Annotated in this window: 26 protein-coding genes and 1 pseudogene; 16 read left to right on the top strand and 11 right to left on the bottom strand. The window is 66.2% G+C overall.

The features are described from left to right. Position 1 precedes the first annotated feature (1 nt). The 5 genes from DGN21_RS02330 to rpe all read right to left on the bottom strand — a co-directional run bounded on the left by DGN21_RS02330 (position 2) and on the right by rpe (position 5,115). On the bottom strand, positions 2 to 1,063 hold the full coding sequence (locus DGN21_RS02330) for an aminotransferase class I/II-fold pyridoxal phosphate-dependent enzyme (RefSeq protein WP_126965266.1): 1,062 nt from the start codon (positions 1,061 to 1,063) through the stop codon (positions 2 to 4). Then, entirely contained in the window at positions 1,063 to 2,538 is a 1,476-nt protein-coding gene (trpE, locus tag DGN21_RS02325; RefSeq protein WP_046345463.1) for an anthranilate synthase component I, read from the bottom strand. Before trpE ends, DGN21_RS02330 begins: the two co-directional genes overlap by 1 nt. Positions 2,539 to 2,793: 255 nt before the next feature. Further along, positions 2,794 to 3,723: a lipid kinase YegS gene (gene yegS, locus DGN21_RS02320; RefSeq protein WP_126965267.1), complete on the bottom strand. Its 930-nt coding sequence runs from the start codon at positions 3,721 to 3,723 to the stop codon at positions 2,794 to 2,796. A gap of 232 nt (positions 3,724 to 3,955) precedes the next feature. After that, positions 3,956 to 4,447, bottom strand: a complete 492-nt coding sequence (locus tag DGN21_RS02315) for a GNAT family N-acetyltransferase (protein ID WP_054592402.1) — start codon at positions 4,445 to 4,447, stop codon at positions 3,956 to 3,958. Continuing rightward, positions 4,444 to 5,115, bottom strand: a complete 672-nt coding sequence (gene rpe / locus DGN21_RS02310) for a ribulose-phosphate 3-epimerase (protein WP_016901363.1) — start codon at positions 5,113 to 5,115, stop codon at positions 4,444 to 4,446. Before rpe ends, DGN21_RS02315 begins: the two co-directional genes overlap by 4 nt. 123 nt (positions 5,116 to 5,238) lie before the next feature. Between rpe and DGN21_RS02305 the strand changes: the two genes are divergently transcribed. Then, complete coding sequence (locus tag DGN21_RS02305) at positions 5,239 to 6,078, top strand: outer membrane beta-barrel protein (RefSeq protein ID WP_039511280.1); 840 nt, start codon at positions 5,239 to 5,241, stop codon at positions 6,076 to 6,078. A 115-nt stretch (positions 6,079 to 6,193) separates the two neighbouring features. Here the strand turns inward: DGN21_RS02305 and DGN21_RS02300 are convergent, their stop codons facing one another. Continuing rightward, entirely contained in the window at positions 6,194 to 6,523 is a 330-nt protein-coding gene (locus tag DGN21_RS02300; RefSeq protein ID WP_016901358.1) for a DnaJ domain-containing protein, read from the bottom strand. 208 nt (positions 6,524 to 6,731) lie between these two features. Here DGN21_RS02300 and DGN21_RS02295 point away from each other — a divergent pair, with 208 nt between their 5' ends. The 7 genes and pseudogenes from DGN21_RS02295 (at position 6,732) to DGN21_RS02270 (ending at position 14,037) form a co-directional block, all read left to right on the top strand. Then, positions 6,732 to 7,658, top strand: coding sequence for a phosphoribosylaminoimidazolesuccinocarboxamide synthase (locus DGN21_RS02295; protein ID WP_046345459.1), 927 nt, complete (start codon positions 6,732 to 6,734; stop codon positions 7,656 to 7,658). 157 nt (positions 7,659 to 7,815) lie between these two features. Then, a pseudogene (locus DGN21_RS20135) lies at positions 7,816 to 8,037 on the top strand (hypothetical protein); the annotation flags it as partial. Positions 8,038 to 8,327: 290 nt separating this feature from the next. Next, positions 8,328 to 8,834: a hypothetical protein gene (locus DGN21_RS02290; protein ID WP_126965282.1), complete on the top strand. Its 507-nt coding sequence runs from the start codon at positions 8,328 to 8,330 to the stop codon at positions 8,832 to 8,834. Positions 8,835 to 9,067: 233 nt separating this feature from the next. After that, positions 9,068 to 9,604 carry a hypothetical protein gene (locus DGN21_RS02285; protein ID WP_104554499.1) on the top strand — a complete coding sequence of 179 codons (537 nt, stop codon included), beginning with the start codon at positions 9,068 to 9,070 and terminating at the stop codon, positions 9,602 to 9,604. Positions 9,605 to 9,677: 73 nt separating this feature from the next. Next, positions 9,678 to 11,429, top strand: a complete 1,752-nt coding sequence (locus tag DGN21_RS02280; protein WP_104577300.1) for a peptidoglycan-binding protein — start codon at positions 9,678 to 9,680, stop codon at positions 11,427 to 11,429. Positions 11,430 to 11,856: 427 nt separating this feature from the next. Beyond that, entirely contained in the window at positions 11,857 to 13,452 is a 1,596-nt protein-coding gene (locus tag DGN21_RS02275) for a M4 family metallopeptidase (protein ID WP_126965268.1), read from the top strand. A 99-nt stretch (positions 13,453 to 13,551) separates the two neighbouring features. Further along, a complete protein-coding gene (locus tag DGN21_RS02270; RefSeq protein WP_024938209.1) occupies positions 13,552 to 14,037 on the top strand; it encodes an Mpo1-like protein in 486 nt (161 codons plus the stop codon). Positions 14,038 to 14,208: 171 nt separating this feature from the next. Here the strand turns inward: DGN21_RS02270 and DGN21_RS02265 are convergent, their stop codons facing one another. Next, entirely contained in the window at positions 14,209 to 15,111 is a 903-nt protein-coding gene (locus DGN21_RS02265) for an NAD-dependent epimerase/dehydratase family protein (protein ID WP_024938210.1), read from the bottom strand. Between the two features lie 166 nt (positions 15,112 to 15,277). Here DGN21_RS02265 and DGN21_RS02260 point away from each other — a divergent pair, with 166 nt between their 5' ends. Genes DGN21_RS02260 through DGN21_RS02235 form a run of 6 tightly spaced genes read left to right on the top strand, consistent with a single transcriptional unit; the run spans position 15,278 to position 21,227 of the window. Beyond that, positions 15,278 to 18,106, top strand: a complete 2,829-nt coding sequence (locus DGN21_RS02260; RefSeq protein ID WP_215825105.1) for a monovalent cation/H+ antiporter subunit A — start codon at positions 15,278 to 15,280, stop codon at positions 18,104 to 18,106. Continuing rightward, complete coding sequence (locus DGN21_RS02255; protein WP_016901335.1) at positions 18,106 to 18,480, top strand: Na+/H+ antiporter subunit C; 375 nt, start codon at positions 18,106 to 18,108, stop codon at positions 18,478 to 18,480. The genes DGN21_RS02260 and DGN21_RS02255 overlap by 1 nt, the downstream gene beginning before the upstream one ends. Beyond that, the gene (locus DGN21_RS02250; protein WP_126965269.1) at positions 18,477 to 20,021 is read left to right on the top strand and encodes a monovalent cation/H+ antiporter subunit D; all 1,545 of its coding nucleotides are present in this window, start codon (positions 18,477 to 18,479) and stop codon (positions 20,019 to 20,021) included. The genes DGN21_RS02255 and DGN21_RS02250 overlap by 4 nt, the downstream gene beginning before the upstream one ends. After that, a complete protein-coding gene (locus tag DGN21_RS02245; protein WP_047127937.1) occupies positions 20,018 to 20,524 on the top strand; it encodes a Na+/H+ antiporter subunit E in 507 nt (168 codons plus the stop codon). Before DGN21_RS02250 ends, DGN21_RS02245 begins: the two co-directional genes overlap by 4 nt. Then, entirely contained in the window at positions 20,521 to 20,805 is a 285-nt protein-coding gene (locus DGN21_RS02240) for a K+/H+ antiporter subunit F (protein ID WP_046345450.1), read from the top strand. The genes DGN21_RS02245 and DGN21_RS02240 overlap by 4 nt, the downstream gene beginning before the upstream one ends. Beyond that, positions 20,802 to 21,227 (top strand): Na+/H+ antiporter subunit G, encoded by a 426-nt coding sequence (locus DGN21_RS02235; RefSeq protein ID WP_126965270.1) that lies wholly within the window; start codon positions 20,802 to 20,804, stop codon positions 21,225 to 21,227. Before DGN21_RS02240 ends, DGN21_RS02235 begins: the two co-directional genes overlap by 4 nt. Positions 21,228 to 21,372: 145 nt before the next feature. Here the strand turns inward: DGN21_RS02235 and DGN21_RS02230 are convergent, their stop codons facing one another. Further along, positions 21,373 to 21,990: a lectin gene (locus DGN21_RS02230; protein WP_160954869.1), complete on the bottom strand. Its 618-nt coding sequence runs from the start codon at positions 21,988 to 21,990 to the stop codon at positions 21,373 to 21,375. 165 nt (positions 21,991 to 22,155) lie between these two features. Between DGN21_RS02230 and DGN21_RS02225 the strand changes: the two genes are divergently transcribed. After that, on the top strand, positions 22,156 to 22,704 hold the full coding sequence (locus DGN21_RS02225; protein ID WP_126965271.1) for a hypothetical protein: 549 nt from the start codon (positions 22,156 to 22,158) through the stop codon (positions 22,702 to 22,704). An 86-nt stretch (positions 22,705 to 22,790) separates the two neighbouring features. On the opposite strand, the gene hmgA is transcribed toward DGN21_RS02225, so the two are convergent. Next, positions 22,791 to 24,104, bottom strand: coding sequence for a homogentisate 1,2-dioxygenase (hmgA, locus tag DGN21_RS02220; RefSeq protein ID WP_126965272.1), 1,314 nt, complete (start codon positions 24,102 to 24,104; stop codon positions 22,791 to 22,793). Between the two features lie 365 nt (positions 24,105 to 24,469). Then, a complete protein-coding gene (gene hppD, locus DGN21_RS02215; RefSeq protein ID WP_046345445.1) occupies positions 24,470 to 25,585 on the bottom strand; it encodes a 4-hydroxyphenylpyruvate dioxygenase in 1,116 nt (371 codons plus the stop codon). 122 nt (positions 25,586 to 25,707) lie between these two features. Here hppD and DGN21_RS02210 point away from each other — a divergent pair, with 122 nt between their 5' ends. Further along, positions 25,708 to 26,196 carry a MarR family transcriptional regulator gene (locus DGN21_RS02210; protein ID WP_016905082.1) on the top strand — a complete coding sequence of 163 codons (489 nt, stop codon included), beginning with the start codon at positions 25,708 to 25,710 and terminating at the stop codon, positions 26,194 to 26,196. A 51-nt stretch (positions 26,197 to 26,247) separates the two neighbouring features. Here DGN21_RS02210 and DGN21_RS02205 read toward each other — a convergent pair whose 3' ends face one another. After that, positions 26,248 to 26,838 carry a thioredoxin family protein gene (locus DGN21_RS02205; protein WP_054592411.1) on the bottom strand — a complete coding sequence of 197 codons (591 nt, stop codon included), beginning with the start codon at positions 26,836 to 26,838 and terminating at the stop codon, positions 26,248 to 26,250. Positions 26,839 to 26,846 lie beyond the last annotated feature (8 nt).

Below are 26,846 nucleotides of genomic sequence, written 5' to 3'. Positions count from 1 at the left end.
CTCATGGCACACCGGGATGAAGCGCGGCAACATCCGCGCAGAGCCGGTCGACCGACGCGGCCGTGGTCGCCCACGAGGTCACGAAGCGGATCACCTGACTGCCATCGGCGCGCACTTCCCAGCGCTCGAAGTCGTAGCCTTGCGCCAGCTGCGCGGCCTGCTGCGCGCTGACGGCGATGAACTGCTGGTTGGTCGGCGAATCGCTGGTGAACTGCGCGCCAGCGGCCAGCAATCCCGCGCGCAGGCGCTGGGCCATCGCATTGGCGTGTGCGGCCAGCTCGAAGAACAGGCCATCTTCGAACAGAGTGGCAAACTGCGATCCCAGCAGCATGCCCTTGGCCAGCAGCGCGCCGCGTTGCTTGATCAGGTAGCGGAAGTCGGCCTGCAAGGCAGGAGTGACGATGACCAGCGCTTCGCCGAGCAATGCGCCGTTCTTGGTGCCGCCGATGTAGAACGCATCGGTCAGCGCGGCGATCGTGGGCAGATCCAGATCGTTGCCCTCGGCGGTCAGCGCGGCGCCCAGGCGTGCGCCATCCAGATACAGCAGCAGATCGTGCGCGCGACAGAAACGCGACAGCGCCTCGAGCTCGGCACGGCTGTAGATGGTGCCACTCTCGGTGCTGTTGGAGATGTAGACCAGGCGCGGTTGCACCATGTGCTCGTTGCCGTGCACATCCAGCAATGGCTGGATCAGCGCCGGGGTCAGCTTGTCGTGCAACGCGGGTACGGTCAGCACCTTGTGGCCGGTCGCTTCGATGGCGCCGGTTTCGTGCGTGGCGATGTGCCCCGCTTCCACCGCGATCACCGCCTGATGCGGGCGCAGGAACGCCGCGATCGCGGTCAGGTTGGTCTGGGTACCGCCGACCAGCAAATGCACCTCGGCCTGCGCCTGCGCGACTGCGCTGCGGATCAACGCAACCGCACGCGCGGTATGCCGATCGGTGCCGTAGCCGGCGTTCTGCTCGGCGCTGGCCTGCGCCAAGGCCTGCAGCAGGCGCGGGTGCGCGCCCTCGCTGTAATCGTTGCGGAAGCTGATGCGCGCAGCGTTGCCCTGCCCGTCCATCACAGCCCCTTGGCCGCCTGCGCGACCGCACGGAACAGCGCGCGACCCTTGTTCATGGTCTCCTGCCATTCCAGATCCGGGTCGGAGTCGTAGACCACGCCGCCGCCGGCCTGCACGTACAGATACCCATCCTGGATCACCGCCGTGCGGATCGCGATGGCGGTGTCGGCATCGCCGTGCCAGCCGATGTAACCGACCGCGCCGGAATAGACGTTGCGCTTGACCGGCTCCAGTTCGCGGATGATCTCCAGCGCGCGGATCTTCGGCGCGCCGCTGACGGTGCCGGCCGGGAAGGTCGCACGCAGCACGTCGCTGTAATTCAGGCCGGCCTTGAGCGTGCCGGTGACCTCGCTGACGATGTGCATGACGTGGCTATAGCGTTCGATCACGAACTGCTCGCCCACCTTGACCGTGCCCGGTTCGGCCACGCGGCCGACATCGTTACGACCGAGATCGATCAGCATCACGTGCTCGGCGCGCTCTTTCGGGTCGGCCAGCAATTCGACTTCCAGCGCCTTGTCCTGCTCGGGCGTGGCACCACGCGGGCGGGTGCCGGCGATCGGCCGCACGGTGACCACCCCATCGCGCAGGCGCGCCAGGATTTCCGGCGAGGAGCCCACCACCTGCGTGCCGCCCACATCGAGAAAATACATGTACGGCGAGGGATTGAGCGCGCGCAGCGCGCGATACACATCCACCGGACGCGCACGGAACGGCACGCGCAAGCGCTGCGACGGCACCACCTGGAAGATGTCGCCGGCGCGCACGTATTCCTGCGCCTTGCGCACCACCGCGTGATATTCCTCGCGGGTAAACGAGGAGTGGAAGTCCGACTCGTCGATCGCATCGGAAACCTGCGCCTGCGGATACCCGGCACCGCCCTGACGCAGCCGGTGCGCCAGTTCGTCCAGGCGCCGGTTGGCGCGCACATAGGCCTGCGGCTGGCGCGGGTCGGCGTGCACGATCAGGTACAGCCGATCCTTGAGGTTGTCGAACACCGCCAGCTCTTCGGACAGCATCAGCAAGATGTCCGGCGTGCCCAGCTCATCGGGTTTGTCGCCGCTGCCCAGGCGCGGTTCGATGTACTGGATGCACTCGAAGCCGAACCAGCCGACCAGGCCGCCAGTGAAGCCGGGCAGGCCGTCGAGCTGCGGCACCGAATGCTCGGCGCGCAAGGCGTCCACTTCGGCCAGCGGGTCGGCGACCTCGCGGGTTTCCAGCACTTCGCCGTGCTCGCTGATTTCCAGCGTATGCCCGCGGAAGCTGTACACGCGCCGCGCCGGCAGGCCGATGATGGAATAGCGCCCGAAGCGTTCGCCACCTTCGACCGATTCGAACAGATAGGTGTAGGGGCCGTCGGCGAGCTTCAGATAGACCGACAGCGGCGTGTCCAGGTCGGACAGCACTTCGCGGACGACGGGAATACGGGTGTGACCTTCAGCGGCCTGGCGCTGGAACTGCTCTGCAGTGATCAAGACGACTTTCCTTCCGGGACTCTGTGGCGGGGCGGACGACGGCAACGGGCCACCATCGCCACCAGCGGCGAGCGGAAGAGAAGGAGCGTGGAGTCGTCAAGCGGGACACGTCCCTACTGTAGCGCAACTGCCGCGCCAGGGCAGCAGGCCCGAGGCGAAAGCCAAGCAAATTGCGAAGCCGGGCAGACCGGCCTGGCGCCGCACAACCAGCCCCGCTCTACCGATTCCCCAATCCCGATTCCCGATTCCCCACCCTCAAGCGCTCCGCAACGGGCACTCCACAGGCAAATGCATCCGCAACCGCGCCGGCACGCATTCGATGCGGAAATGCAGCGAGGTCTCCGGCTCGCCATCCAGGTTCAAGGTCAGCGGCTGATGGGCGACGATCTCCAGCCACGGCAGCCGCGCGCGCACGGCCACACGTTCCAGCGCGGCCTGTTTGCCGCCGGTGACCAGGGTGCCGAGGGTGGCGGCCACTTCGCCGTTGAGCGCGGGCACGATGGTGACGTCGAGCAGGCCATCGTCGATCAGGGCCTCCGGGCACAGCGCCTGGCCGCCGCCGGCCTGGCGCCCGTTGCCCAGGCCAAGCGCGATGAACTCGCCTTCCCAGTTGAAATCCGGGCCGCTGAAGCGGGCGCTGATCGGGTCGATGCGGCCCAGCCGCGACATGCCGGTGATCAGATACGCCAGGCCACCGAGCATCTTCTTCAGGCCTTCGTCGGTTTCGACGGTGACCTGGGTGCCGAACCCGCCACTGGCGACGTTGGCGCACCAGTGCGGGCCGTGCTCGGCATCGATGCGCAGCAGATCGATCGGCTCGGCAGGGCGCTCGGCAATCAGCGTTAGCGCAGCGAGCGGTTCGATCGGCAGGTTGGCGGCGGTGGCGAAGTCGTTGGCGGTGCCCAGCGGCACCAGGCCCAGCGATGGCAGCGTGGCGGCATCGGCGGTGTGATGCGCCAGCGCCGCGGCCACTTCGCTCAAGGTGCCGTCACCGCCGGCCGCGATCACGGTGTGGGCGCCGTCGGCAACCGCTTCGCCGACATAGCGCTCGGCATCGCCGTCTTCCCAGGTGACCCGCACCTCGAGCTGGATGCCACGCTTGCGCAGCGCTCCCACCGCCTCACGCAGGTCCAGATTGTCGGTGGACTTGCCGTTGAGGATCAGACGCCAGTGGGACGCGGCCATGCACGCTGCCAATGCTGTGGGGGTGGTGGACGCAGGCTAGCAGCGGCCCGCTGCGCGCATCGTGAATACGCAATGTCGTCGGGCTGTCATCGGCATGTCACCGAGAACCCGGAGAGTGGAAGGCCATAGCAGGGACGACGGGCGGAGGCAGGATCAGCCTCCAATTTTCTCGAAGGCCGCTCCAAGGGGAGCGGCCTTCTCTTTGCGTGCCGCGGCGGCGCGCAGGGCGCGCTCAGGCGCCGGCGGCGAACGCGGCCAGGCGCTCGCCGTCGAGCCGGTAGACGGTCCAGCCGTCCATCGGGCGCGCACCGGCCGCCTGATAGAAGTCGATGGCCGGCTGGTTCCAGTCCAGCACCGACCATTCGAAACGCCCGCAGCCACGCTGCACGGCCAACCGGGCCAGGTGCCGCAGCAAGGCCAGACCGGCACCCTGCCCGCGCGCCTGCGGGCGCACGAACAGGTCTTCCAGATACAGGCCGTTGCGGCCGAGCCAGGTCGAGTAATTGAAGAAATACACCGCAAATCCCAGGGCCTGGCCGTCCTGCTCGCAGATCAGCGCATGCGCGGTGGCGCCCTCGCCGAACAGGCTGGCGCGCAGGTCCTGCGGGCTGGCCTTGACCGCATCGGGCTCGCGTTCGTACACCGCCAGTGCAGTGATCAGCTCATGCAGCAGCGCCACATCGTCAGGCGTGGCGGCGCGGATCTGCAGCGCGGGCGCGCTCATCGCACCGCATCCACCGCCGCGCGCATCTGCGCGATCACCTGTGCATAGTCGGGCGCATTGAAGATCGCCGAGCCGGCAACGAAGGTGTCGGCACCGGCGGCAGCGATCGCGCCGATGTTGTCGGCCTTGACCCCGCCATCGATCTCCAGCCGGATCGGCTTGCCCAGGGCGTCGATCCTGCTGCGGATGGCACGCAGCTTGTCCAGCGCCGAGGGAATGAAGGCCTGCCCGCCGAAGCCGGGATTGACCGACATCACCAGCACCAGGTCCAGCTCGGGCAGCACCCAGTCCAGAATGTCCACCGGGGTGGCCGGGTTGAGCACCAGGCCGGCCTGGCAGCCGTGCGACTTGATCAGCTGGATCGTGCGGTGCACATGGCGGCTGGCTTCGGGATGGAAGCTGATGGTGGTGGCGCCGGCCTCGGCGAAGTCCGGCACGATGCGGTCCACCGGCTCGACCATCAGGTGCACGTCGATCGGCGCGGTGATGCCGTGCTTGCGCAGCGCCTGGCACACCATCGGGCCGATGGTGAGGTTGGGCACGTAATGGTTGTCCATCACGTCGAAGTGCACCCAGTCGGCGCCGGCCTTCAGGACGTTGTTCACTTCCTCGCCCAGACGGGCGAAATCGGCGGACAGGATGGACGGGGCAATCGCCGTCGGTTGCATGGGCAGCTCGTCAAGGAACGGAAAACACATTGTCGCAGGCGCGCAAAGCCAGTGCATCCGCAGCGGTCCAGGCTGCGTATGCACCTGAACCGGCGCACCGCGCCCTTTCGCCAAGGACACCGCATGAAGACCACCCCGCTCGCCTCCGCTGCGCTCGTTTTGATGGCCCTCGCCCCCTCCGCCTGGGCCCAGACCGGCCCGGCCGACTGGTCAGGTTTCTCGATCGGCGCCAATGTCGGCGGTGCCGACGTCAGTGGCGTTTCCGGCGGCCGCTTCGGCTTTGACACCAACCTGGATGGCCGCGACGGCGACCAGGTCAGCACCCCGACCGGCGCCGATGCCTTCTCGCCCGGGTTCTGCGGCGGCGCGGCGGCCGGGCGCACCCCGGCCAGCGGCTGCAGCAAGGACAAGGGCGGCGCCGAATACGGTGCGCGGCTGGGTTACGACTGGCAGGCCGGCAACTGGGTCTACGGCGTCGTTGCCGAGTACACCCGCAACGACCTGCGCGACAGCGTCAGCGCCTTCAGCACCACCCCGGCGTTCTACACCTTCACCCGCCAGCTCAACCGCACCGCCGCACTGCGCGGCCGTATCGGTTATGCCTTTGGCGCGCAGGGCGACTTTCTGGCCTATTTCACCGCTGGCGTGGCACGCGGCGAGTTCGATCACAGCTTCTCCAGCAGCAACACCGCCAACAGCTTCACCAGCAGCGGCGGCGACAGCGCCGACGGCTACCAGGCCGGCCTGGGCCTGCAGCGCCGCCTGAGCGACAACGTCTCGGTCGGTGTGGAATACCTGTTCACCCGCCTGCAGGACGAAGACACCCGCGTGCGGGTCGGGCCGGGCACTGCGCCGGCGACCAACCCGTTCCTGCGCGTCAATCCGGCCGGCACCGACCTGCGCCGCAGCGATACCGACTTTTCGTCGAATGCGGTGCGCCTGACGGCGACCTATCGCTTCTGAGTGTTCGGCGCCTGAGTGACCGCGCCTGACCTGTCATGGGTCGGGCGTTTTCATTTTTGGCGCCCATGCCGACCCTGTGTGGGTGCCTGGCAGCGATATTGCAGCGTAGGCTGGATCAGCGTTTGCGCAGGCGCTGGATCCGATCGTAGGCCGCATTGATCTGGCTGGCCTTCTTCTCCGCCTGGCGGCGTGCTTCCGGCTCGGCGTTGGCCACCTTGTCGGGGTGGTAGCGCGACATCAGCCGACGGTAGGCCAGGTCGATCTCGGCGGTGGTGGCGTCCGGCTCCAGTCCCAGCGCTTCGTACGGGTTGTCGGCGCGGCGCTTGAACCAGCCGGCGTCCACCGCATGCCCGATCGCCAGGCCGATCATCAGCCCGAGTACCGGCGCGCCGCGGAACAGCAGGGCGCCGGCCAGTGCGCCGAGCAGTTTTCCGTACCAGGACATGGGCGATCGGGGGGCGGGATGGCGGGCTGGCGATCTTACCCGAACGCCCGCCCGGCCTGGCTGACGCGGCATGCACGCCGCCCACCGGGGCGGCCCCAATAAATCCAGCGGCGCGCGCCGAAGCGCCGTACACTACGCGGCCCGCTGCCCACCCGCGGGCCCGCCGGGTCCCGGGGACAGCGTCATTGCGACGTCCTTAGGAGTGCCTGTGTCGACCACGCTGTTGCAATCCGATCTGCCCGGCCTGCCGTTGCGTCACCGTGGCAAGGTCCGCGATGTCTTCGACATTCCCCGCGAGCGCCTGCCCGCCGATGCGCCCCCGGGCGATTATCTGTTGATGGTGGCGACCGACCGCCTGTCCGCGTTCGACGTGGTGCTGCCCGACCCGATCCCCGGCAAGGGCGAGATGCTGTGCCAGGTCTCCAACTTCTGGTTCCACAAGACCGAACACCTGATGCCCAACCATCTGGTCGACATCACCGTGGAGCAGGTCTTGCCCGAGGGCGTAGACCCGGCGCTGTATGCCAAGCGCGCCGTGGTCACGCGCAAGCTCAAGCCGGTGCCGGTGGAAGCGATCGCACGCGGCTATCTGATCGGCAGCGGCTGGAAGGATTACCAGCGTACCGGCAAGATCAGCGGCATCGAACTTCCCGACGGCCTGCGCCAGGCCGAGAAACTGCCCGAGCCGATCTTTACCCCGTCGACCAAGGCCGCGGTCGGCGACCATGACGAAAACATCGACTTCGATGCGATGGTCATGACCGTCGGCGCCGAGCTTGCCGAACGCGTCCGCGATGCCACCTTGCGCATCTACCGTTTCGCCGCCGACTTTGCCGCCGAGCGCGGCATTCTGCTGGCCGACACCAAGTTCGAATTCGGCACCGATGCCGATGGCCGCCTGTACATCATGGACGAGATGCTGACCCCGGACTCGTCGCGTTACTGGCCGGCCGACCAGTACGAACTCGGCACCAGCCCGCCCAGCTACGACAAGCAGTTCGTGCGCGATTATCTGGAAACCCTGGACTGGGGCAAGACCGCACCCGGCCCCAGCCTGCCGGCAGAAGTGATCGAACGCACGCGCGCAAAATATGCCGAAGCATTGCAGCGGTTGGCGGGTATTTCGGTCGATTGATCTCCAAGGCCCCGCGTCCGGGGCTTTGAGGCTGTAGTAAAGCAACAATGGCGGGCAGCGCTCTTTATTGAGCGCTGAAGGACGCACCTGACGCGGTCTGTTGCCCAGAAAAGTCGCAATGGCGCTCTCATACTTTTCATTCCGCAGCCGCGTCGGACAGAAACCTCCGTATTACCGCGTCATTGCGATTCCTGCAGACAGCGTCGCCGGATGCAAGAACAACCCGGCATGCGGAACATATGGCGACAGGCCGATCCAACGCTCGAAGACCGCCACTGGCGAGAGCTGAAATGTTGCCGCGCCGGGCCAGTATGTCGGCGACTGCGCGCAGGGATGGGTGGGTGCGGATGCACCCGATGTATTTTCAAACGGGATATAGTCAGCCGCGCCATACCGGATAAATCCCCGGCCAAACCATGATCAAATCATCATGACTTTTGCGCAGGATCGATCGAGATAGCCCGGCGTTGCTGACCGCAATCAATGGCCGTGGACTCACCCGAGCACCGGGGCCACCGTCAGGCTGCTTGTTCTGCGAGGGTATTGGCCTGCCGCATGCCGGCCAGTTTGCGCAAGCCACGACTCTGCCAGCCTTCACACATTGGCAAGCAGCGCGCGTATACCATCCCGCCCGCGTTCCAGTTGCCCCGCAATGATCAGGAGGATCCCTTGGCCCTTTTTCGAACGTCCCTGCACGCTTTCGCACTGAGCCTGGCGTTGGTCGCCTGCAAGCCGCAAGCTGAGCCCGCCGGCGCTGCGACGCCTGCTGCGAATGCAGCACCCGCAGCCCCGGCACCTGCCACCGCTCCGGCAACGCCTGCGCAGGCGACAACCTGCCCCAGCGCCGACTTCTCTGCATTTCTGAAAAGCTTCAGTGCAGACATTGCGGTACAGGAAAAGGCCACCGCCGATCCGCTGACGATGATCCAACTCGACCCGGACGCGCAGCCCGAGCCCACACCGGTCACCCGCACGGTTCCGCTGGCCAAGGTCGAATGGCCTGTCATTCCCAACCTGGAGGCAGCCCGCAACGGCGGCCGCGAGGTCACGATTTCCGAAGAGGCCGATGGCCGCCAGGTACTGGTCCGCACGCCGGACACTGGCGATCAGCAGGTCTACCACTTCGCCCAGCGCCCCTGCTGGATGCTGGTTAAGGTGGACGACCAGTCCCTTTAATCAGCGCGCTAGTGGCGACACTGGTAATGGCGCATCCGCCAACGTTTCAGGAGATAACCTTGCGTCCTTTCCGACTGATTGGCCCTGCATTGGCAGTTGCACTCGCGGCCTGTAACGGACCTCAAGCTGGTGGTGCGGCCGAGCAGTCGAACGCCGCTGCCGGTACCGCGGCGACGCAGCCGTCCGCACCTGCCGCACCAACCCCCGCAACACCGACACAAGGGACTGTACCTATGGGCACGATAGACTCCTTCATTCCGGCGGGATCGAAGGCTCTGGAGACCATCCGTGGCGATCTGACTGGCGCGGGCCGCTCCGATGCGTTGGTGGTGATTTCCCCATCCAGCACCGGCGCCGAAAAACTTGGCGAGGGACAACCGCGTACGGTTCTGCTGCTGACGCAGACCGCCGACGGTGCGATGCAGAAGGCCTCAGAAAATAGCAAGATCGTGCCATGCGCCCGTTGCGGCGGTCTGGCAGGCGACCCTTACGCGTTTTCGCGCATCCAGACCGGGCAATTCACCATTTCCATTTCCGGCGGATCGCGCGAGCGCTGGGCAGACGACTTCACGTTTAAGTATTCGGCAGACAAGCAGACCTGGTTGCTGGACAAGGTGGTGCGTGACCTGTCCGATACCGAGACCGAGCAGCACAACACCCTGGAATTGACCGCCAAAGACTTCGGCACGGTGGCGTTTCAGGAGTTTGATCCATCCACATTGAAGAAAGCTGCGGCATTGGACGACGCCGCAGCCGAGAAGGCGAATTAAAGGGACGTAATGGTTTGCACGGACAAGGAAGGAGTCCGTTATTTCATGTTGCTGAGAAATGAGGAGTTACACCATGGCAACCGATCGTGAAACAGGGCTGCTCCAATCAGCCTATGCTGCAGGCATTACCCAGCCGAAGGAGCTGGCAAACTTCATGGCCCAGGTGGGTCATGAATCGATGGGCCTCAACCGCCTGGAAGAAGGGTTCCGCTATACGCACGGATCCTCACAGGTGAGTTCGAAGGTGCGCTCCGCACTGCGTGAGGGCCCCGAAGCCCTGGAGCAGGCACGTCTGGATGCCCTGCGGGGGCAACCGGAAAAACTGGCCGAATTGATGTATGGCGGACGCATGGGCAATAACGAGCCCGGCGACGGCTACTTGTACCGTGGCCGCGGTTATATGCAGCTCACCGGCAAGGACCAATATCGTGCGGCGGGCGAAGCGTTGAACCTGGATCTGGTGGCACACCCCGATCTGGCGGCACAACCTGAAAACGCATCCCGCATCGCCACTTGGTACTGGCAAAACAACGTGCCGCAGGCCGCCAGGCAGGACGCGCATGCGGCAGGTGTTGCGATCAACGGCGGCGATCCGCCAAATGGATTGGCCGACCGCGAGAACCGGTTTGCCCGCTGGCAGCGCGATATCACTCCAGAACTGATGAACAACCTGGCCCATGGCCAGCTCGGACAGCCGGTGCAGCACACTGCACCAGCACCTGTGCAGCCACAGCATGGTGGATCCAGCTCGTTTCAGCAGACGATGGAACGGATGCTCCCACCGCAGAACGGGACGGCACCGCACATCACCGGCCATTACGGCGAGCATCGCAGTGCCCGTGATCACGGCGGTACCGACTTCAACTACCAGGGTGGCCAGACAGGCCGCAACATGCAGCACCCGACGGTGCATTCGCCGGTCGCCGGAACCGTCACCTTCGCGGGCGGCAACTACGGCACCGTCAAGATTCGCGATGCACAGGGCAACTCGCACGAGATCCTGCACCTGGACGCGCTCAAGGTGAAGGAAGGTCAGACGCTGTCTGCAGGCGATGCCATCGGCACAATGGGTGGACGCGGCCCGAACGGTAACAGCCAGTACGCGCAGCACGTGCATTACCAGCTGCGCGATGCCAACGGCAAGCTGACCAGTCCGGAGACATTCTGGAATCAGGGCCATCAGCAGGAGTCCGGCGCGCGCCACCCCCAGCCGGCGACAGCGGGTGGCAATGGCACGCTGCGGCATGGCGAGCAAGGCAGTGATGTCGGCAAGCTGCAGCAGGACCTCAACCGTCTCGGCGTGCGCGATGCGCAGGGCAACCGGCTTGCCGAGGATGGCCGCTTTGGCGACAACACGCGTGAGGCGGTGATTGCGTTCCAGAAGCAGCACGGGCTGCAGCCCGATGGCGTGGTGGGGCGCAACACGCAGGCCGCGTTGTCCGCACAACCGGCCCAGGCACAGGCAGCGCAGACGCCGGTTGCTGCGCCCAAGGGGCCGTCGCTCGACGATGCCTCGCATCCGGACCATGCCTTGCACAACGCGATCCGCAGCAAGCTGCCCAGCATGATCTCCAACGAGACCGCGGCCCACGTCACCCTGCAGGCCAAGCAGAACGGTATCGATTCGGCAGACAAACTGCAGAACGTCACCGTGCAGGATGGCAAGGCATTTGTCATGGGCACCACGCCGGGCTTCCGTGCGGCGGTGGATCTGAACCAGCCAGCTCCCCCGCTGGAACAGACCAATGCGCAATTGCTGGCTGGCCAGGCTTCGCAGCAGCGTGCGCAGGATGAGCAGCAGCGGGTCGCGATCGGCGGCCGCTGACGGTTCAACGCCGCAGCACGAAAAACCGGCCAGATGTCTGGCCGGTTTTTTTGTGCCTGTCTGCTTTCGACAGTAGCGCCGAGAGCGTCGCTGCGGCCGCGTCTGACTGCACACACCTGCGCGGATTGCCTGTTGTTGCCAGCGGATTGTGCGTCGCTGGAGGTTGGTGCACCCTCCAGATTGCGACAATACGGCGTGCCTGCCGCGCTGGTGATGTTGCACACGCAGCGACACTCCTGCTGCTCTGCGATGCCCTCCACACCGCAAAGTGGCGCGGCGCACAGAACGCAACACAGCTGTAACTTTTACTACTGTGCTGTCGTGGACTGTGCAAATTTATCTGCCGGCACCTGTTGCCAGTCGCGATCGGCCGTGATGCGTATCGCCGCCGATCTTTGCATTGCACGTTTTCGGGGAGAGAGTCGTCATGCGAGTTCATGTCCTGGGCGCAGCGATCTGCTGCGCGCTATCGTTGTCTGCTGTCGCCACTGCTGCGGATCTTTCCGCGGATGCCGCGGTGTCGCGCGCGCAATCCTTGTTGGGCAATCACGCTGCGGCGCTGGCCAATCGTGCAACGGCCGATGCGTTTGTCGCGCGCGACAGCATTGTCGATGCCGACGGCAGCGAGCATGCGCGCTTCGATCGTACGTATCAGGGCCTGCCGGTGATCGGCGGCGATGTGGTGGTGCATTCGCGGCGCGGAGTGATGCGTCAGTTGAGCCAGAGCATGGACACCAGCGTGCGCCCGAGCATCGTGCCCGGCATCGATGCCGACACGGCAGTGCGCGCGGCCGGTGCGCAGTTCGATCTGGCACCCGATGCCGCGCCGCGCGCAAGCCTGGCCTTGTATGCGCGTCAGGGCGCACCGCGGCTGGTCTATGAAGTGATCTACAGCGGCATCAAGCCCGATCAGACGCCGACCGAAATGCATTACATCGTCGACGCAATCAATCAACGCATTCTCGAATCCTGGGACACGGTGCACACCGCCTGCGCGGGTGGCACCAATGCGGCCGGCACCGGGCGTTCGCTGTATGCAGGCAGCGTGGCGTTGGCAACGACGCGTTGCAGCAGCGGTTACGAGTTGACCGATCTGAGCCGCGGCAGCGGCGCCACCTACAACATGCGCAACAGCACCTCTGGCAACGGCACGCTGGTCACCGATGCCGACAACGCCTGGGGCAGCGGCGCCAACAGCGATACGGTGACCGCGGCAGTGGATGCGCATTACGGCGTGGCGTTGACCTGGGACTATTTCCGCACCACCCATGCGCGCAGCGGCATCGCCAACGATGGTATCGGTGCGCGCAGCCGCGTGCATTACGGTAGCCGCTACAACAACGCGTTCTGGCAGGACAGCTGCTTCTGCATGACCTTCGGCGATGGCGACGGCAGCACGTTCACGCCGCTGGTGTCGGTGGATGTGGCCGGCCACGAGATGACCCACGGCGTGACTAGCCGCACCGCGCGCCTGGTGTATTCGGGCGAGTCGGGCGGCCTGAACGAAGCCACGTCCGACATCATGGGCGCGATGGTGGAGTACTCCGCCAACAACAGCGCGCAGCCGGGCAATTACCTGATCGGCGAGAAGATCATCCCGGGCAACAGCAGCGGGACGCTGGCCCTGCGCTACATGTTCAAGCCCAGCCTGGATGGCGATTCGCCCGATTGCTACAGCAGCAGCCTGGGCTCGCTCAATGTGCATTACAGCTCGGGCGTGGCCAACCATTTCTACTATCTGCTGGCCGAAGGCGCGGTAGTGCCGAGCGGCTTCGGGTCGGGCACCAGCTGGAACGTGACGCCGGCCGGGCTGGTCTGCAACGGCAATACGGCATTGACGGCGATCGGCCGGGCGGCGGCCAGCCGCATCTGGTACCGCGCGTTGACGGTCTACATGACCTCCTCGACCAACTACGCGGCCGCACGCAGGGCCACGTTGAGCGCGGCCACCGATCTGTATGGCAGTAGCTCCACGCAGTACCGCGCGGTTGCTGCAGCGTGGAGCGCCGTGTCGGTCAACTGATGCACACCGGCCCCTGCCACGCGCACTGTGCGTGGCAGAGAGTACGGCTGCCACAGCGCCATCCGCGCGCGTATGCTTGGGTCATTCCTGGGAGGGAACATGACCGAACGCACCAAGACCGCGCGACCGATCGACCGCTATTTCGCCAGCTACGCCGACGATCACCGCAACACCACCAATCAGCAGATCCACGTGCTGGCGGTGCCGGCGATCCTGTGGTCCGTGGTGGCCCTGCTGTGGTGCATCCCGGTTGGCGGCACCTGGTTCAGCAGCGGCGTGTGGGCGGCGTTGTCGATGTTCGCGGCTTGGTCGTACTACAACCGCCTATCGCGTCCGCTCGGGCTGGGCATGCTGGGGATCTTCTTTTTCTTCGGCTGCCTGTGCCGGTTGCTCGAAGGCAGACTCGGGCTCACCGGGCTGTTCGCCACGGCGCTGACGGTGTTCGTGCTGGCCTGGGTCGCGCAATTCGTCGGCCACCGGATCGAAGGCCGCAAGCCGAGCTTCCTGACCGACCTGACCTATCTGCTGATCGGGCCGATCTGGGTACTGGCCAAGCTCTATCGTCAGCTGGGTTGGCGGTACTGAGCGCGAGTGACAGCCAGAACATAGCCGGTCGCCGGCGGGGTCATGACCTGAAAGCAGCGGATTACGCCGAAGCGCTGCAGCGGCTAACGGTCATGCCGCATCGCCCTGCGCAGCAGAGCTAGCGGACCGCGCGCCATGCAGGTCTTCGAAGCACATCCGCCCAGACGAGCCTCACTCGCCGATGCCGAGTTCTTCGGGCAGGGGACGAAAGGCGCGCGGCGCATAACCGAAGTCGCGACGCGCCGGTTCCAGGTCAAACACCAGGTCATCGCGCATGCGCTGCAATGCGGCCGCATTGATGCCACGCAGGCGCCCCAGCCGCTGCGCAGCGGTGAGGGCAAGGCCGAACAGTCCGGGCGGCACCTGATACAGCCGCGCCGGTCGTGGCAGTGCTGCCAGCACGCGCTCCACCATCTGCGTATAGGCCAGCACTTCGCCGCCGCCGACGGCATAGCTGCGCTGCTGTGTCGCCGGCTGGGTGACCACCGCCAGTGCGGCGCTGGCCAGATCGTCCACATGCACCGGCTGGCGCAGCCCTGTCGCGTTGGCCGGCAGCACGAAGGCGCCGGTGCGCTGCGCCAGCCCGGCGATCTGGGTGAGCGTGCGGTCGCGCCCGGCACCGTAGACCAGGGTCGGGCGCAGTACCGTCGCCGCAGCGCCACGCGCCTGGGCTGCGGAAAACAGCGCCTGTTCGGCATTTGCCAGGCGCTGTGCGACATCGCGCTCGGCCGCGTCGATCGAGTGTTCCTTGACCTCCAGGCTGGTGGAACCGAACGCCACGATGCGCGGAGCACGCACCGGATTTTCGACATACCAACGCGCGAAATGGTCCAGCGGACCGCAGCTGAAGATCACCTCGAATGCCTCGCCCGCGGCAGCCGGCATGGCCAGATCGCCCTGCCGCCAGATCAGCCCGGCACGCGCGGCACGTGGCTGGCGCGACCAGGCCGTCACCTGCCAACCGCGGCCGAGCAGCCGCGTCAGCAGGCGTTCGCCGATCTGACCGCTGCCGCCGAACACCAGGGCGCGCGGCGCAGAAACGGCAGTGGACGGAGCGGGATCGGCAGCAGTCACAGGGCTCGGATGCAGTCTGGGTGATCCCAGCATAGCGAGTGACAGGCAGCGGCGCGACGCCGATCCGGCCGCGATTTGCGCAGGCGCGCAGCCACGGCGTTGACGCTGGCGTCAGTCAACGATTTGTTAAGCTCTCTGGCCTGCTCGCGAATCTTGTGTTCCCTGCATGCCTTTCTCGCTGGAAATCCTGCTTGCGCTGCCATTTGTGATGGCGGCCGCCACTGCGCTGCTCTGGCGCACCTCCCGTTCGATCACTGCGTGGTTGGCTGCGGCCGCGCCGTTGGGCGGGCTGGTCATCCTGGCGACGCTCACACCGGCCGTATTGCGCGGTGAGGTGATCGGCAGCCAGTACCCATGGTTGCCGCAGATCGGCCTGATGTTCTCGTTGCGGCTCGATGGCCTGGCGTGGATGTTCGCGTTACTGGTGCTGGGCATCGGTGCGCTGGTGGTGATGTATGCGCATTACTACCTGAGTGCACGCGACAGCGCATCGCGTTTCTTCGCCTATCTCATGCTGTTCATGGGCGCGATGCTCGGCATGGTGCTGTCGGGCAATCTGCTGTTGCTGATGGTGTTCTGGGAACTCACCAGCATCAGTTCGTTCCTGTTGATCGGCTTCTGGTCGCACCGCAAGGATGCGCGCGAAGGCGCGCGCATGGCCTTCGTGCTGACGGCCGGTGGCGGCCTGGCCCTGCTCGGCGGCATCCTGATGATCGGCCGCATCGTCGGCAGTTTCCAGCTGGATGCGGTGCTGGCGGCCGGCGATCTGATTCGCGCCAGTCCGTTGTATCCGTATGCACTGGGGTTGGTGCTGCTGGGCATCTTCACCAAGAGCGCGCAGTTCCCGTTCCACTTCTGGTTGCCGCACGCGATGGCGGCGCCGACACCGGTGTCGGCGTACCTGCATTCGGCCACGATGGTGAAGGCCGGCGTGTTCCTGCTGGCGCGCCTGCATCCTGCCCTGGCCGGCACCGACCTGTTCTTCTACACGGTCACCAGCATCGGTGCGATCACGCTGTTGCTCGGCGCATGGCACGCGATCTTCCAGCACGATCTCAAGGGCGTGCTGGCGTACTCGACCATCTCGCATCTGGGCCTGATCACCATGCTGTTCGGCCTGTCCACGCCGATGGCGGTGGTGGCCGGCGTGTTCCACATCCTCAACCATGCGGTGTTCAAGGCCTCGTTGTTCATGGCCGCCGGCATCATCGACCACGAGACCGGCACGCGCGACATGCGCAAGCTGGGCAACCTGCGCCGCCTGATGCCGGTCACCAGCGTGCTGGCGATCACCGCCTCGCTGGCGATGGCCGGCGTTCCGCTGCTCAACGGCTTTTTGTCCAAGGAAATGTTCTTTGCCGTGGCGCTGGAAACCGATGCGCCGCAGACGATGCGGGTATTGGCCAGCATCGCCGCACTGCTGGCCGGCCTGCTCGGCGTGGCCTACAGCCTGCGCTTCGTGCACGACACCTTCTTCGGCCAGGGCCCACGCGATCTGGACACCACTCCGCACGAGCCGCCGCGCTGGATGCGGATTCCGGTGGATGTGCTGGTGCTGATCTGCGTGGCCGTGGGCATCGTGCCGGCCTGGACCATCGCGCCGGTGCTGCGCGCCGGTGCCAGCGCCATCCTGGGCGCGCGCCTGCCCGACTACAGCCTGGCGCTGTGGCATGGCTGGAACTGGCCGCTGGCGATGAGCATCGCCGGCATGGTGGGCGGCACCCTGTTGTACATGGCGCTGCGCCGCACGCTGGACATGTACGCGATCCAGAACCGCTCACCCGGCAAGGCGCTGTTCAACTGGAACCTGCGCGCGCTGTTCGCCGGCACCGTGCGCATGACCGATGCGGTCACCAACGGCAACCTGCAACGCATGCTGATGCTGCTGGTGCTGAGCGCTGTCGTAGTGGCGCTGGTGCCGTTCCTGCAGGGCGGTGCATTGCCGGCCTGGCCGGCGCCCACCCCGCTGCCGCTGCTGGGCTGGACGATCTGGCTGCTGATGATCGCCTGCGCCCTGGGCAGCCTGTTCCTGTACAAGCAGCGCCTGCTCGCGGTGCTGGTGCTGGGTGGCACCGGCCTGGCGGTCAGCATGACCTTCGTGTTCCTGTCGGCACCGGATCTTGCGTTGACCCAGTTGCTGGTGGAGATGGTGACGCTGGTGCTGATGCTGCTGGCGATGAATTACCTGCCCGAGCGCTCGTTGCCCGAGCCCGCGCGCCTGCGCAAGCTCCGCGATGCCGGCATCGCCGTCGTCGGTGGTGCCGGGCTTGCCGCATTGGCCTATACCTTGATGACCCAGCCCAGCCACACGGTTGCCGGCGAGCTGCTGCAGCGTGCGCTGCCGGAAGCCTACGGGCGCAACGTGGTCAACGTGATCCTGGTGGATTTCCGCGGCTTCGATACCTTCGGCGAGATCACCGTGTTCGCGATCGCCGGGCTGGTAGTGCACGCGCTGCTGCGGCGCTCGCGGATGGCGCCGGAGCGCAGCATGCCCGGCCCGCCGATCAAGTTGCCGGTGCCGGCCGATCTGGCGCAGATCATGTTCCCGCTGACGCTGACGGTGTCCTTGTTCCTGTTCCTGCGCGGCCATAACGCGCCCGGTGGCGGCTTCATCGCCGGGCTGGTGCTGGCGGTGCCGTTGCTGATGCAGTACGTGATCCAGGGTGCCGCGTCGGTGGAATCGCGCTTCGGCTTCGACTACATCCGCCTGATCGGCATCGGCCTGCTGTGCGCGCTGGTCAGCGGCGCCGGTGCGCTGGTGTTCGGCATGCCGTTCCTGAGCAGCGGGCATCTGGAGATTCCGTTGCCGCTGCTGGGCGACCTGGAACTGGCCAGCGCGCTGGGCTTCGATGTCGGCGTGTATCTGGTGGTGTTCGGTGCGGCGATGCTGATGCTGTCGATGATGGGCACGATCAAACCCTCGCGCACGCGCAGCTCGCAGCGCGGCGAGATCGACCCCACCCAACGTTCGACACGCACCGCGGAGCAGCATTGATGGAACTGGCAGTGGCAAGCGCGATCGGCGTTCTCACCGCATTGGCGATCTACCTGTTGCTGCGCGCACGCAGCTTCGACGTGATCCTGGGGATGACCTTCCTGTCGTACGCGACCAACCTGCTGATCTTCGCCGGTGGGCGGCTGCGCAGCGGCCAGGCGCCGGTGCTGCGCGAGGGCGTGCCGGCCGACCTGATGCACTACACCGACCCGTTGCCGCAGGCGCTGGTGCTGACCGCGATCGTGATCGCCTTCGCGATGACCGCGGTGAGCCTGGTGCTGGCGATCCGCAGCCGCAGCGACAACGGCAGCGATCATGTGGATGCGCATGAAGACGCCACCACCGGCGTGGATACGCGCGAGGCCCGGCGATGAACCATCTGCTGATCCTGCCGATCCTGATCCCGATGCTGGGCGCGTCGGCGTCGCTGTTCGTCGAACACCGACGCTATGGGCCGCGCGTGCAGCGCACGGTGGCATGGGCGAGCATGGCCTTGCTGGCCGCAGCGGTCATCGCCTTGTTCGCGCGCGCCGCCGAAGGCCAGGTGCTGGTGTACCTGCTCGGCGACTGGCCGGCGCGCATCGGCATCGTGCTGATGGGCGACCGCCTGTCGGCGTGGATGCTGTTGACCACCCTGATCCTGGGCGCGGCCTGCCTGCTGCATGCCTGCGCCGGCTGGGACCGGCGCGCGCCGCATTTCCATGCACTGTTCCAGTTCCAGCTGATGGGCTTGAACGGTGCGTTCCTGACCGGCGACATCTTCAACCTGTTCGTGTTCTTCGAAGTGATGCTGATCGCCTCCTACGGTCTGCTGCTCAGCGGCGGGCGCGGGCTGCAGATGCGTGTGGGCCTGCATTACGTGGTGTTCAACGTGTGCGCGTCGACCCTGTTCCTGATCGCGCTGGGCCTGTTGTTCGGCGTGTTCGGCACCTTGAACATGGCCGAGCTGTCGCAACGCATCGCCGCGTTGCCGGCGCAGGACCTGCCGCTGGCCAAGGCCAGCCTGGGCCTGTTGCTGCTGGTGTTCTGCAGCAAGGCCGCGTTGCTGCCGCTGTACCTGTGGCTGCCGGAGACCTATTCGCGCGCGCCGGCGGCGGTGGCGGCGTTGTTTGCGATCATGACCAAGGTCGGGCTGTACGCGACCCTGCGGGTGTCGGCGCTGTGGTTCGGCACCAGTGCCGGCGCGCTGCAGGGCTTCGGCCGCCACGCATTGCTGTGGCTGGGCATCGCCACGCTGCTGATGGCCGCCTTCGGGGTGATGGCCGCATCGCGGCTACGGGTGATGGTGTCGTATCTGGTGGTGTTCTCGGCGGCGACATTGTTCATCGCCTTCTCGCTGGACGATGCCGGCGCGTTGGGTGCAGGCCTGTACTACCTGCCGCATAGCAGCTTCGTGGCCGCGGCGTTGTTCATGGTGTCGGACCTGATCCGGCGTCGCCGTGGCAGCGCCAGCGACCGCAAGGAAGTGGTCGCGCCGCTGCCGCGGCGCGGGATCCCCGGCGCGATGTTCATGGTCGCCGCGGTGGCGGTCGCCGGGCTGCCGCCGTTGTCCGGCTTCCTGGCCAAGGCCGCGTTGCTGCAGCACGTGCCCGAGGGCCTGGTCGGGCCAGTGTGGTTCGCCATCCTGGGCAGCAGCCTGCTGGTGGTGATCGGCCTGACGCGTGCCGGCGTGCGCCTGTTCTGGCGCGTGCCCGAAGCGGTGCAGGACGTTCCCGAGCTGCAGCCGCAACGGCGTGCACGCATGCGCCCTGTGGAAACCGCCGCCACGCTGCTATTGCTGGGCGGGGTGGTGGCGATGACGGCCGGTGCCGGCCCGTTGATGCGCTACACCGACGCGGCTGGCGTGCAGCTGCGCGACCCCGGCGCCTACGTCGAGCAGGTCCGCGCCACCACGCCGCAACGGAGGCAGCCATGAGCACGCGCCTGCCGCTGCGCAGCCGGCTGCTGCCCTCGCCGTCGCTGAGCGTGACGGTCTTCATTTTCTGGCTGTTGCTCAGCGACAGCTTCGGGCCGCAGCAATGGGTGCTGGGCTTGTTGCTCGGCTGGGTGGTGCCGATCTTTGCGGCGCGCCTGGACCGCGAGTTCGCCCGCATCGGCTCGCTGCGTTCGGTGCCGCGCATGTTGCTGGTGGCCGCCGGCGATATCGTGCGCTCCAACATCAAGGTGGCCGGCCAGGTGCTCGGCCCGGAGTCGCGCATCCACCCCGGTTTCATCTGGGTGCCGCTGGATATCGCCAACATCCACGGCATCGCCGCGCTGACCAGCATGATCACGCTCACTCCCGGCACGGTGTCGGCGGCGCTTTCGGACGACCGCAAGTATCTGCTGGTACACGTGCTGCACCTGGACGACCCGGACGCCTTGATCGCCGAGATCAAGACCCGCTACGAGAAGCCCCTGATGGAGATCTTTCCGTGACCGGCCACATGTTCATCGAATCGACCATCGTCATCTGCATGCACACGGTGGGCCTGGCCATGCTGATGGCGCTGTGGCGCCTGCTGCGCGGCCCGAGCGTGCCCGATCGCATCCTGGCGCTGGACACCCTGTCCATCACCGCCATCGCCGAGCTGATGCTGCTGGGCATGTACCTGGACTCGCCGATCTACTTCGAGGCCGCGCTGGTGATCGCGATGCTGGGCTTCGGCAGCACCGTGGTGCTCAGCAAGTTCGTGTTGCGTCGGGACATCGTCGAATGATTGCGCTGACCGAATATCTGCTCAGCGCGCTGCTGCTGGTCGGCACCTTCTTCATCCTGATCGGCGCGCTCGGCCTGGTGAAGCTGTCGGATTTTTTCAAGCGCCTGCATGCGCCGACCAAGGCCAGCACCCTGGGGGTGGGCTGCGTGCTGCTGGCATCGGTCGGCTATCACCTGTTCCTGGGTGTGGACCCGCAACCGCGCGAGTTGCTGATCACCGTGTTCCTGTTCATCACCGCACCGATCAGCGCCCATCTGATGGCCAAGGCCGCGCTGTCGCTGATGATGGAAAACCGCCCGGAAGTGCCCAACCACGGCGAGATGAAGCAGGAAGGCCTGCCCACGCCGCAGACGCAAGGCGATATTGGCGAAAACGCGGAAACCGCCAAGCAGCACGCCGAGCCGGACAAGGATCCGCGCTGAGCTGCGCAGCTGCTTCGAGACCCCCTGCCCGGATGGTCTCGACACATTGTTCTACGCGCATGCTACCAGTCGACTATGCGCGCGCACGCTGCGCTGCCGGAAGCCGCTTGCGCCGCCGATGCGGCGCAGTGGCGGCCGTGACGGATCAGCCGCAGCCTTCCACATAATCCACTTGCGGCGGCTGCCCGACCCGCCAGCTGGTGACCTTGCCGTCGGCATCGGTCTCGAACACCAATGCGGACCGGGTGGCCGCATCGGCCATGCGCAGGGTGAACGCGCCGGGGACGTATTTGTGCGGCTGTTCGGTCAGACCTGCCGGATACAGCGCGCGCAGCTGCGCCAGCGTCATGCCGACCCTGCCGCCGCCCGGGGCGAGCTCCTTGGGTTCGTTGGTCTGATAACGCACAAGGCGATCGCCTTCGAACATGAAACCGAAGCGGCGCGCATCGTCGGCCCACTGCGGCCGTAGCAGATAGCAGCCGCCGTCGGTCGCCGGTTCGCCGCGCAGGTCGCCGCCCCAGGCAGCGCGCGCCTGCGCTGCGTCCATGCCCAGGCGCAGATCGCCGTACCCATCCAGGCGCGCGAGCGCAGCCGGCTGCTGGCGCAGTTGCGGCGGAAACGTGCCGGCCGGCGCAGTGGCCGGCGGAACCTCCCCGGCTGGCTGGTCGTTGGCGGCTGCCACCGGTGCGGGTGCCGCGTCGGGCGCGGCCGTGGTGGCGTCCTCGGCACGGTTGCAGCCGGTCAGCAACAGCAATGCGCCCATCAAACCGAGCAATCTGGTGGTCATGCATGCATTCCTTATGGGTCCGCCACAGCGTACACAGCCCACATCGCGACGATGTGCAGAACGCGCTGGCGTTGTCTCGTGCCGATGTCATCGGCGCTTCATTGGCGGCGGGCAAGCTGGGTGCCTCGCAGGACCGCCGCCATGACCCCACGCAAGACCGAGCTCGCCCTTACCGCGCTGCAATCGCACCGCAGTCCACTCACCTTGCTGCAGCGACGCGCGCTGATCCTGGCCGACGGCCAGCGCGATCTGGCAACGCTGGCCGTGCTGCTGGGCGGCGACGGCGCCGCGCTGGTACATGCGCTCTGCGCGATGGGCTATCTGGAGTTCGGCACGCAGGCAGGGAGTGCGACACGCACTGACACGGCGTCTGATTCCTCGCCGGCAGGCGTGCCCGGTACCCACGTGACGCCGCCAGCGGCACCACCGAGCGAAGAAGACCTGCAGCGCCAGCGCCGTCGCGCGGCCACCAACGCGCGGCTGTACCTGCTCGACATCCTGCAACTGCAACGCGACCCGGCGGCCGCCGCGCTGCATCGGCAGCTGCAGGCCGCACGCGCCGAGGACGCCATCGGCGCCGCCATTGCCGACGCGCTGCGCGCGTTGCCGCAGATCACCTCGGCAAGCTACGCCGAGCGCGTACGTGCCCGGATTGGCGAGCTGTTGCCGGATGCGCTGCAGGCGGCTTGAGCGGACAACTGGAACCCTCGATCCGGCACCTGCGCCCCCCCTGGCTGCCGTAGCGCCTGATCAGCACATTCGCCCAACTGCCTGAGTTACTGCGCACCCTCTGAGCTGGGCGCCTGAAACGCCGCGCGCAATCCGGACCAGCACTGCTGATAGTCGCCCTGCCGGTGCGCGGCCTGCAAGGCCTGCTGGGTGGGGCGCAGCACCGCACGCGTTTCGAACATGAAGGCCATGGTGTCGGCGATCACATCCGGGCGCGTCAGGTCCGCATGCGAGGCCTTGTCGAAGGTCGCCGCATCCGGGCCATGCCCGCTCATGCAGTTGTGCAGCGAGGCACCGCCCGGCGCGAAGCCGTCGGCCTTGGCGTCGTAGACGCCGTGCACCAGCCCCATGAACTCGCTGGCCACGTTGCGATGGAACCACGGCGGGCGGAAGGTGTGCTGCGCCACCAACCAGCGCGGCGGGAAGATCGCAAAATCCATGTTCGCCGTGCCATGCGTGTCGCTGGGCGAGGTCAGCACGGTGAAGATGCTCGGATCCGGATGATCGAAGCTGATCGAGCCGATGGTGTTGAAGCGGCGCAGATCGTAGCGATACGGCGCGTAGTTGCCATGCCAGGCCACCACGTCCAGCGGCGAGTGGCCGATGTCCGCACGCCATAAATGGCCCTGGAATTTGGCCACCAGCTCGAACGCACCTTCGCGCTGTTCATAGGCCGCATGCGGCGTTTCGAAGTCGCGCGCATTGGCCAGCCCGTTGGAGCCGATCGGCCCCAGGTCTGGCAGCCGCAGCACTGCGCCGAAGTTTTCGCAGACATAGCCGCGCGCCTCGCCATCGGGCAGCTCGACACGGAAGCGCACACCGCGCGGTATCACCCCGATCTGCTGCGGCTCCAGCTCCAGCACACCGAGCTCGCTATGGATGCGCAGGCGGCCCAGTTGCGGCACCAGCAACAGCTCGCCATCGGCATCGTAAAAGAAGCGATCGTGCATCGATGCGTTGGCCGCATACAGATGCACGGCGACACCGGACATCGCCTCCGGCCCGCCGTTGCCGGCCATGGTGTACAGACCGTCGACGAAATCGGTTGGCGTGGACGGCAGCGGCAATGGGCTCCAGCGCAGTTGATCCGGCGGCACCGGGCCGCGCCCGAAATCGTTGTGGAGCTGCGACTGTTCGACCAGGGAAAAACTGCCATGCACGGCCGCCGGGCGGATGCGGTACAGCCAGCTGCGCCGGTTCTCGCTGCGTGGCGCGGTGAACGCGGTGCCGGACAACTGTTCGGCATACAACCCGTGCGCCACACGCTGCGGCGAGTTCTGCCCCACCGGCAAGGTACCGGCCACCGCCTCGGTCGCAAACGCGTTGCCGAAACCGGTCATGTAGTGCTGGTTGTTATGCATGGCATGCGTCCGGATCTTGGCCCTCCCTTCCCGGATGCAGAAGGTTGGGATTGAGTTGAATCAGGCCGCTTTCCTACCGTAGAAGAGCTAAGCCTGGCGGATTAAGCCCCTCTCCTCGCGGGGAGAGGGGCCTTAACGACGTGCGTCTTCGTTGCTTTGTGTTGTCGGAAAACACCTTGCCTGAGCGCGCTTGATTGCGACCACTTGCCGCCCGCTTCGTTGGATCCGTACCGGAGCCACATCCGACGTGACGGGCAGCCAGGCTGACATCGCAACACTTTGCACCACTCAAACCCGCACCGACCCAGTTAACCGCACCAACCGCAAATCCCGAATCCCGAACAGCGAATCCCCAATCCCCGCCCTCAAAGCACCCCACGCTTCATCTGGTCGCGCTCGATGCTCTCGAACAGCGCCTGGAAATTGCCTTCGCCGAAGCCCTCGTTGCCCTTGCGCTGGATGATCTCGAAGAAGATCGGGCCGATGCAGTTCTGGGTAAAGATCTGCAGCAGCTTGCGCTGCTTGGTGTCCACGTCGGCATCGATCAGGATCTTGTTGCGGCGCAGGCGTTCGACATCCTCGCCGTGATCGGGGATGCGCAGGTCCACCACGTCGAAATAGGTGTCGGGCGTGTCCAGGAATGTCACGCCGGCCTCGCGCATCTTTTCCACCGAGCTGTAGATGTCGTCGGTGAAGCAGGCGATGTGCTGGATGCCTTCGCCGTGGTAGGCGTCCAGATACTCGTTGATCTGGCTCTTGGGGTCGGAGGATTCGTTGAGCGGAATGCGCACGATGCCGTCCGGGGCGGTCATCGCCTTGGACACCAGGCCGGTCTTGGCGCCCTTGATGTCGAAGTAGCGGATCTCGCGGAAGTTGAACAGGCGCTCGTAATAGTCCGACCAGCGCTGCATGTTGCCGAAGTACAGGTTGTGGGTCAGGTGGTCGATGAAGGTCAGCCCGAAGCCGGCCGGGTGCTGGTCGGCGCCTTCGATCGGCTCGTAGTCGGCGTCGTAGATGCTGCCCGCATCGCCGTAGCGGTCGACCAGATACAGCATGCAGTCGCCAATGCCCTTGACCACCGGGGCCGGCACGGCGCGGGTGTCGGCCTTGTCCTGCACCGCTTCGCCGCCGTTGCCCAGCACGGTCTGCAACACGGTCTCGGCCGGGGTGCGGAAGCGGATCGCAAAGCCGCAGGCGCTCGGGCCGTGCGCGGCGGCGAAATCGGCGGCAAACGAATCGGGCTCTTCGTTGAGCAGGAAGTTGACCCCGCCCTGGCGATAGACGGTAATGGCACGGCTTCGGTGGCGCAGCACCGCGCTGAAGCCCATCTTGCGGAAATAGTCGTGCAGCTGCGCCGCCTGGTCGGCCGGCGCGGCGAATTCGACGAATTCGAACCCGTCGATCCCCATCGGATTGTCGAAGGTGGTGACCTGCATGCCCAGGTTCGGGCGGGTTGCGGTACTGCTCGGTTGTGCGCTCATCGTCGTTTCTCCACGCTAGGCCGTCCGCAGGGCTATGCGGGGTGGCAGAAGACCCGCGAGAATGCGCAGGCCACCCAAGGTTTGTAGTTGCAAATGAAACCAAAATCAAGACACAGTGCAACATGAGCGATCTCGACGCCCCCACCCCGCCGCCGCATCCTGTGCTGCTCAACCTCGAGCAGTTCCTGCCGTATCGCCTGAGCGTGCTGTCCAACCGTATCAGCAGCAACATCGCCAAGGTCTACGGCGATCGTTACGGCATGGCCATCCCCGAGTGGCGGGTGATCACCATCCTGGCGCTGTATCCGGGTTCCTCGGCCAGCGAGGTCTCCGACCGCACCGCGATGGATAAAGTTGCAGTCAGCCGCGCCGTTGCGCGCCTGCTGGAGCGCGGCTTCATCCGCCGCGAAACCCATGGCGACGACCGCCGCCGCTCGATGCTGGCACTGTCGCCGGCCGGCCGCCAGGTCTACGAGACCGTCGCCCCGCTGGTCAACGAGATGGAACAGCGGCTGATGTCGGTGTTCAGTGCCGAGGAGCAGCAGGTCCTGGAAAAGCTGATCGACCGGCTGGCCAAGGACGGGCTGCCGCGCATGGCCGGCAAGGACTGATAAAAAAACCCCCGCAGTGCGGGGGTTTTTGCATGCCACGGCAACGACGGATCAGGCCTGCGGCGGCGCCCACTGCTTGAGGAAGTCGAACAGCTTCCTGCGGTCGAAGCGCTCGCCCTTGCGCAGGTCCGGGCCGGTCTGGGTGGTCAGCAGCTTGCCGTCGTTGTCCAGCACCAGCAGCGACGGATAGTCGTTGAGCTGGGCGAACTGCGACAGGAACGCGGCATTCTCGTTGGCCGCATCGCGATTGACCTTGACCACCACGAAGTGCGCGTCGCGGAAGCTGCGCAGCTCCGCATCGCCGCCCATCAGTTCGTCCAGCGCCTTGCACGGCTCGCAGGCCGCATTGCCGACATTGAGCACGATGCGCTTGCCGCCGCGCTTGGCCTCGACCTTGGCGGTCTCCAGATCGGCGGCCGGATCGCGCGAGGGGTCGTACTGCGCATTGAGCGCCGCCGCCGCGGCGATGTCCGCCGCGGTGGGCGTATTGCCCGAGGACACCGGCTGGCTGGGATCGGCGCTGGGCGGCTTCTGCATCGAGGTATCCAGCGGCCGTGGCGCCTCCTGTTGCTCGGTGGGCTGCCCGCAGGCGCTCAACAGACCTGCCAGCAGCAGGCCACAGACAGTGGGTTTGATCGGCATCGCTGTTC

Origin of the sequence: Xanthomonas sp. MLO165, from assembly GCF_018831305.1 — a bacterium.
In the GTDB taxonomy this organism is placed as follows: domain Bacteria; phylum Pseudomonadota; class Gammaproteobacteria; order Xanthomonadales; family Xanthomonadaceae; genus Xanthomonas; species Xanthomonas arboricola.
Note: the sequence above shows the minus strand (reverse complement) of the source record. Positions and strands in the feature narration are given on the sequence as shown.

Bases quoted from the DNA above. Each gene is read 5' to 3' on its own strand.
- DGN21_RS02210 (WP_016905082.1), top strand. From the start codon at position 25,708: ATGAGCGATCTCGACGCCCCCACCCCGCCGCCGCATCCTGTGCTGCTC.
- DGN21_RS02300 (WP_016901358.1), bottom strand. From the start codon at position 6,523: ATGTCCTGGTACGGAAAACTGCTCGGCGCACTGGCCGGCGCCCTGCTG.
- DGN21_RS02245 (WP_047127937.1), top strand. From the start codon at position 20,018: ATGAGCACGCGCCTGCCGCTGCGCAGCCGGCTGCTGCCCTCGCCGTCG.
- DGN21_RS02285 (WP_104554499.1), top strand. From the start codon at position 9,068: ATGGGCACGATAGACTCCTTCATTCCGGCGGGATCGAAGGCTCTGGAG.
- DGN21_RS02205 (WP_054592411.1), bottom strand. From the start codon at position 26,838: ATGCCGATCAAACCCACTGTCTGTGGCCTGCTGCTGGCAGGTCTGTTG.
- DGN21_RS02235 (WP_126965270.1), top strand. From the start codon at position 20,802: ATGATTGCGCTGACCGAATATCTGCTCAGCGCGCTGCTGCTGGTCGGC.
- DGN21_RS02330 (WP_126965266.1), bottom strand. From the start codon at position 1,063: ATGGACGGGCAGGGCAACGCTGCGCGCATCAGCTTCCGCAACGATTAC.
- DGN21_RS02230 (WP_160954869.1), bottom strand. From the start codon at position 21,990: ATGGGCGCATTGCTGTTGCTGACCGGCTGCAACCGTGCCGAGGACGCC.
- hppD (WP_046345445.1), bottom strand. From the start codon at position 25,585: ATGAGCGCACAACCGAGCAGTACCGCAACCCGCCCGAACCTGGGCATG.
- yegS (WP_126965267.1), bottom strand. From the start codon at position 3,723: ATGGCCGCGTCCCACTGGCGTCTGATCCTCAACGGCAAGTCCACCGAC.
- DGN21_RS02255 (WP_016901335.1), top strand. From the start codon at position 18,106: ATGGAACTGGCAGTGGCAAGCGCGATCGGCGTTCTCACCGCATTGGCG.
- DGN21_RS02305 (WP_039511280.1), top strand. From the start codon at position 5,239: ATGAAGACCACCCCGCTCGCCTCCGCTGCGCTCGTTTTGATGGCCCTC.
- hmgA (WP_126965272.1), bottom strand. From the start codon at position 24,104: ATGCATAACAACCAGCACTACATGACCGGTTTCGGCAACGCGTTTGCG.
- DGN21_RS02250 (WP_126965269.1), top strand. From the start codon at position 18,477: ATGAACCATCTGCTGATCCTGCCGATCCTGATCCCGATGCTGGGCGCG.
- DGN21_RS02225 (WP_126965271.1), top strand. From the start codon at position 22,156: ATGACCCCACGCAAGACCGAGCTCGCCCTTACCGCGCTGCAATCGCAC.
- DGN21_RS02260 (WP_215825105.1), top strand. From the start codon at position 15,278: ATGCCTTTCTCGCTGGAAATCCTGCTTGCGCTGCCATTTGTGATGGCG.
- DGN21_RS02270 (WP_024938209.1), top strand. From the start codon at position 13,552: ATGACCGAACGCACCAAGACCGCGCGACCGATCGACCGCTATTTCGCC.
- DGN21_RS02315 (WP_054592402.1), bottom strand. From the start codon at position 4,447: ATGAGCGCGCCCGCGCTGCAGATCCGCGCCGCCACGCCTGACGATGTG.
- rpe (WP_016901363.1), bottom strand. From the start codon at position 5,115: ATGCAACCGACGGCGATTGCCCCGTCCATCCTGTCCGCCGATTTCGCC.
- DGN21_RS02280 (WP_104577300.1), top strand. From the start codon at position 9,678: ATGGCAACCGATCGTGAAACAGGGCTGCTCCAATCAGCCTATGCTGCA.
- DGN21_RS02275 (WP_126965268.1), top strand. From the start codon at position 11,857: ATGCGAGTTCATGTCCTGGGCGCAGCGATCTGCTGCGCGCTATCGTTG.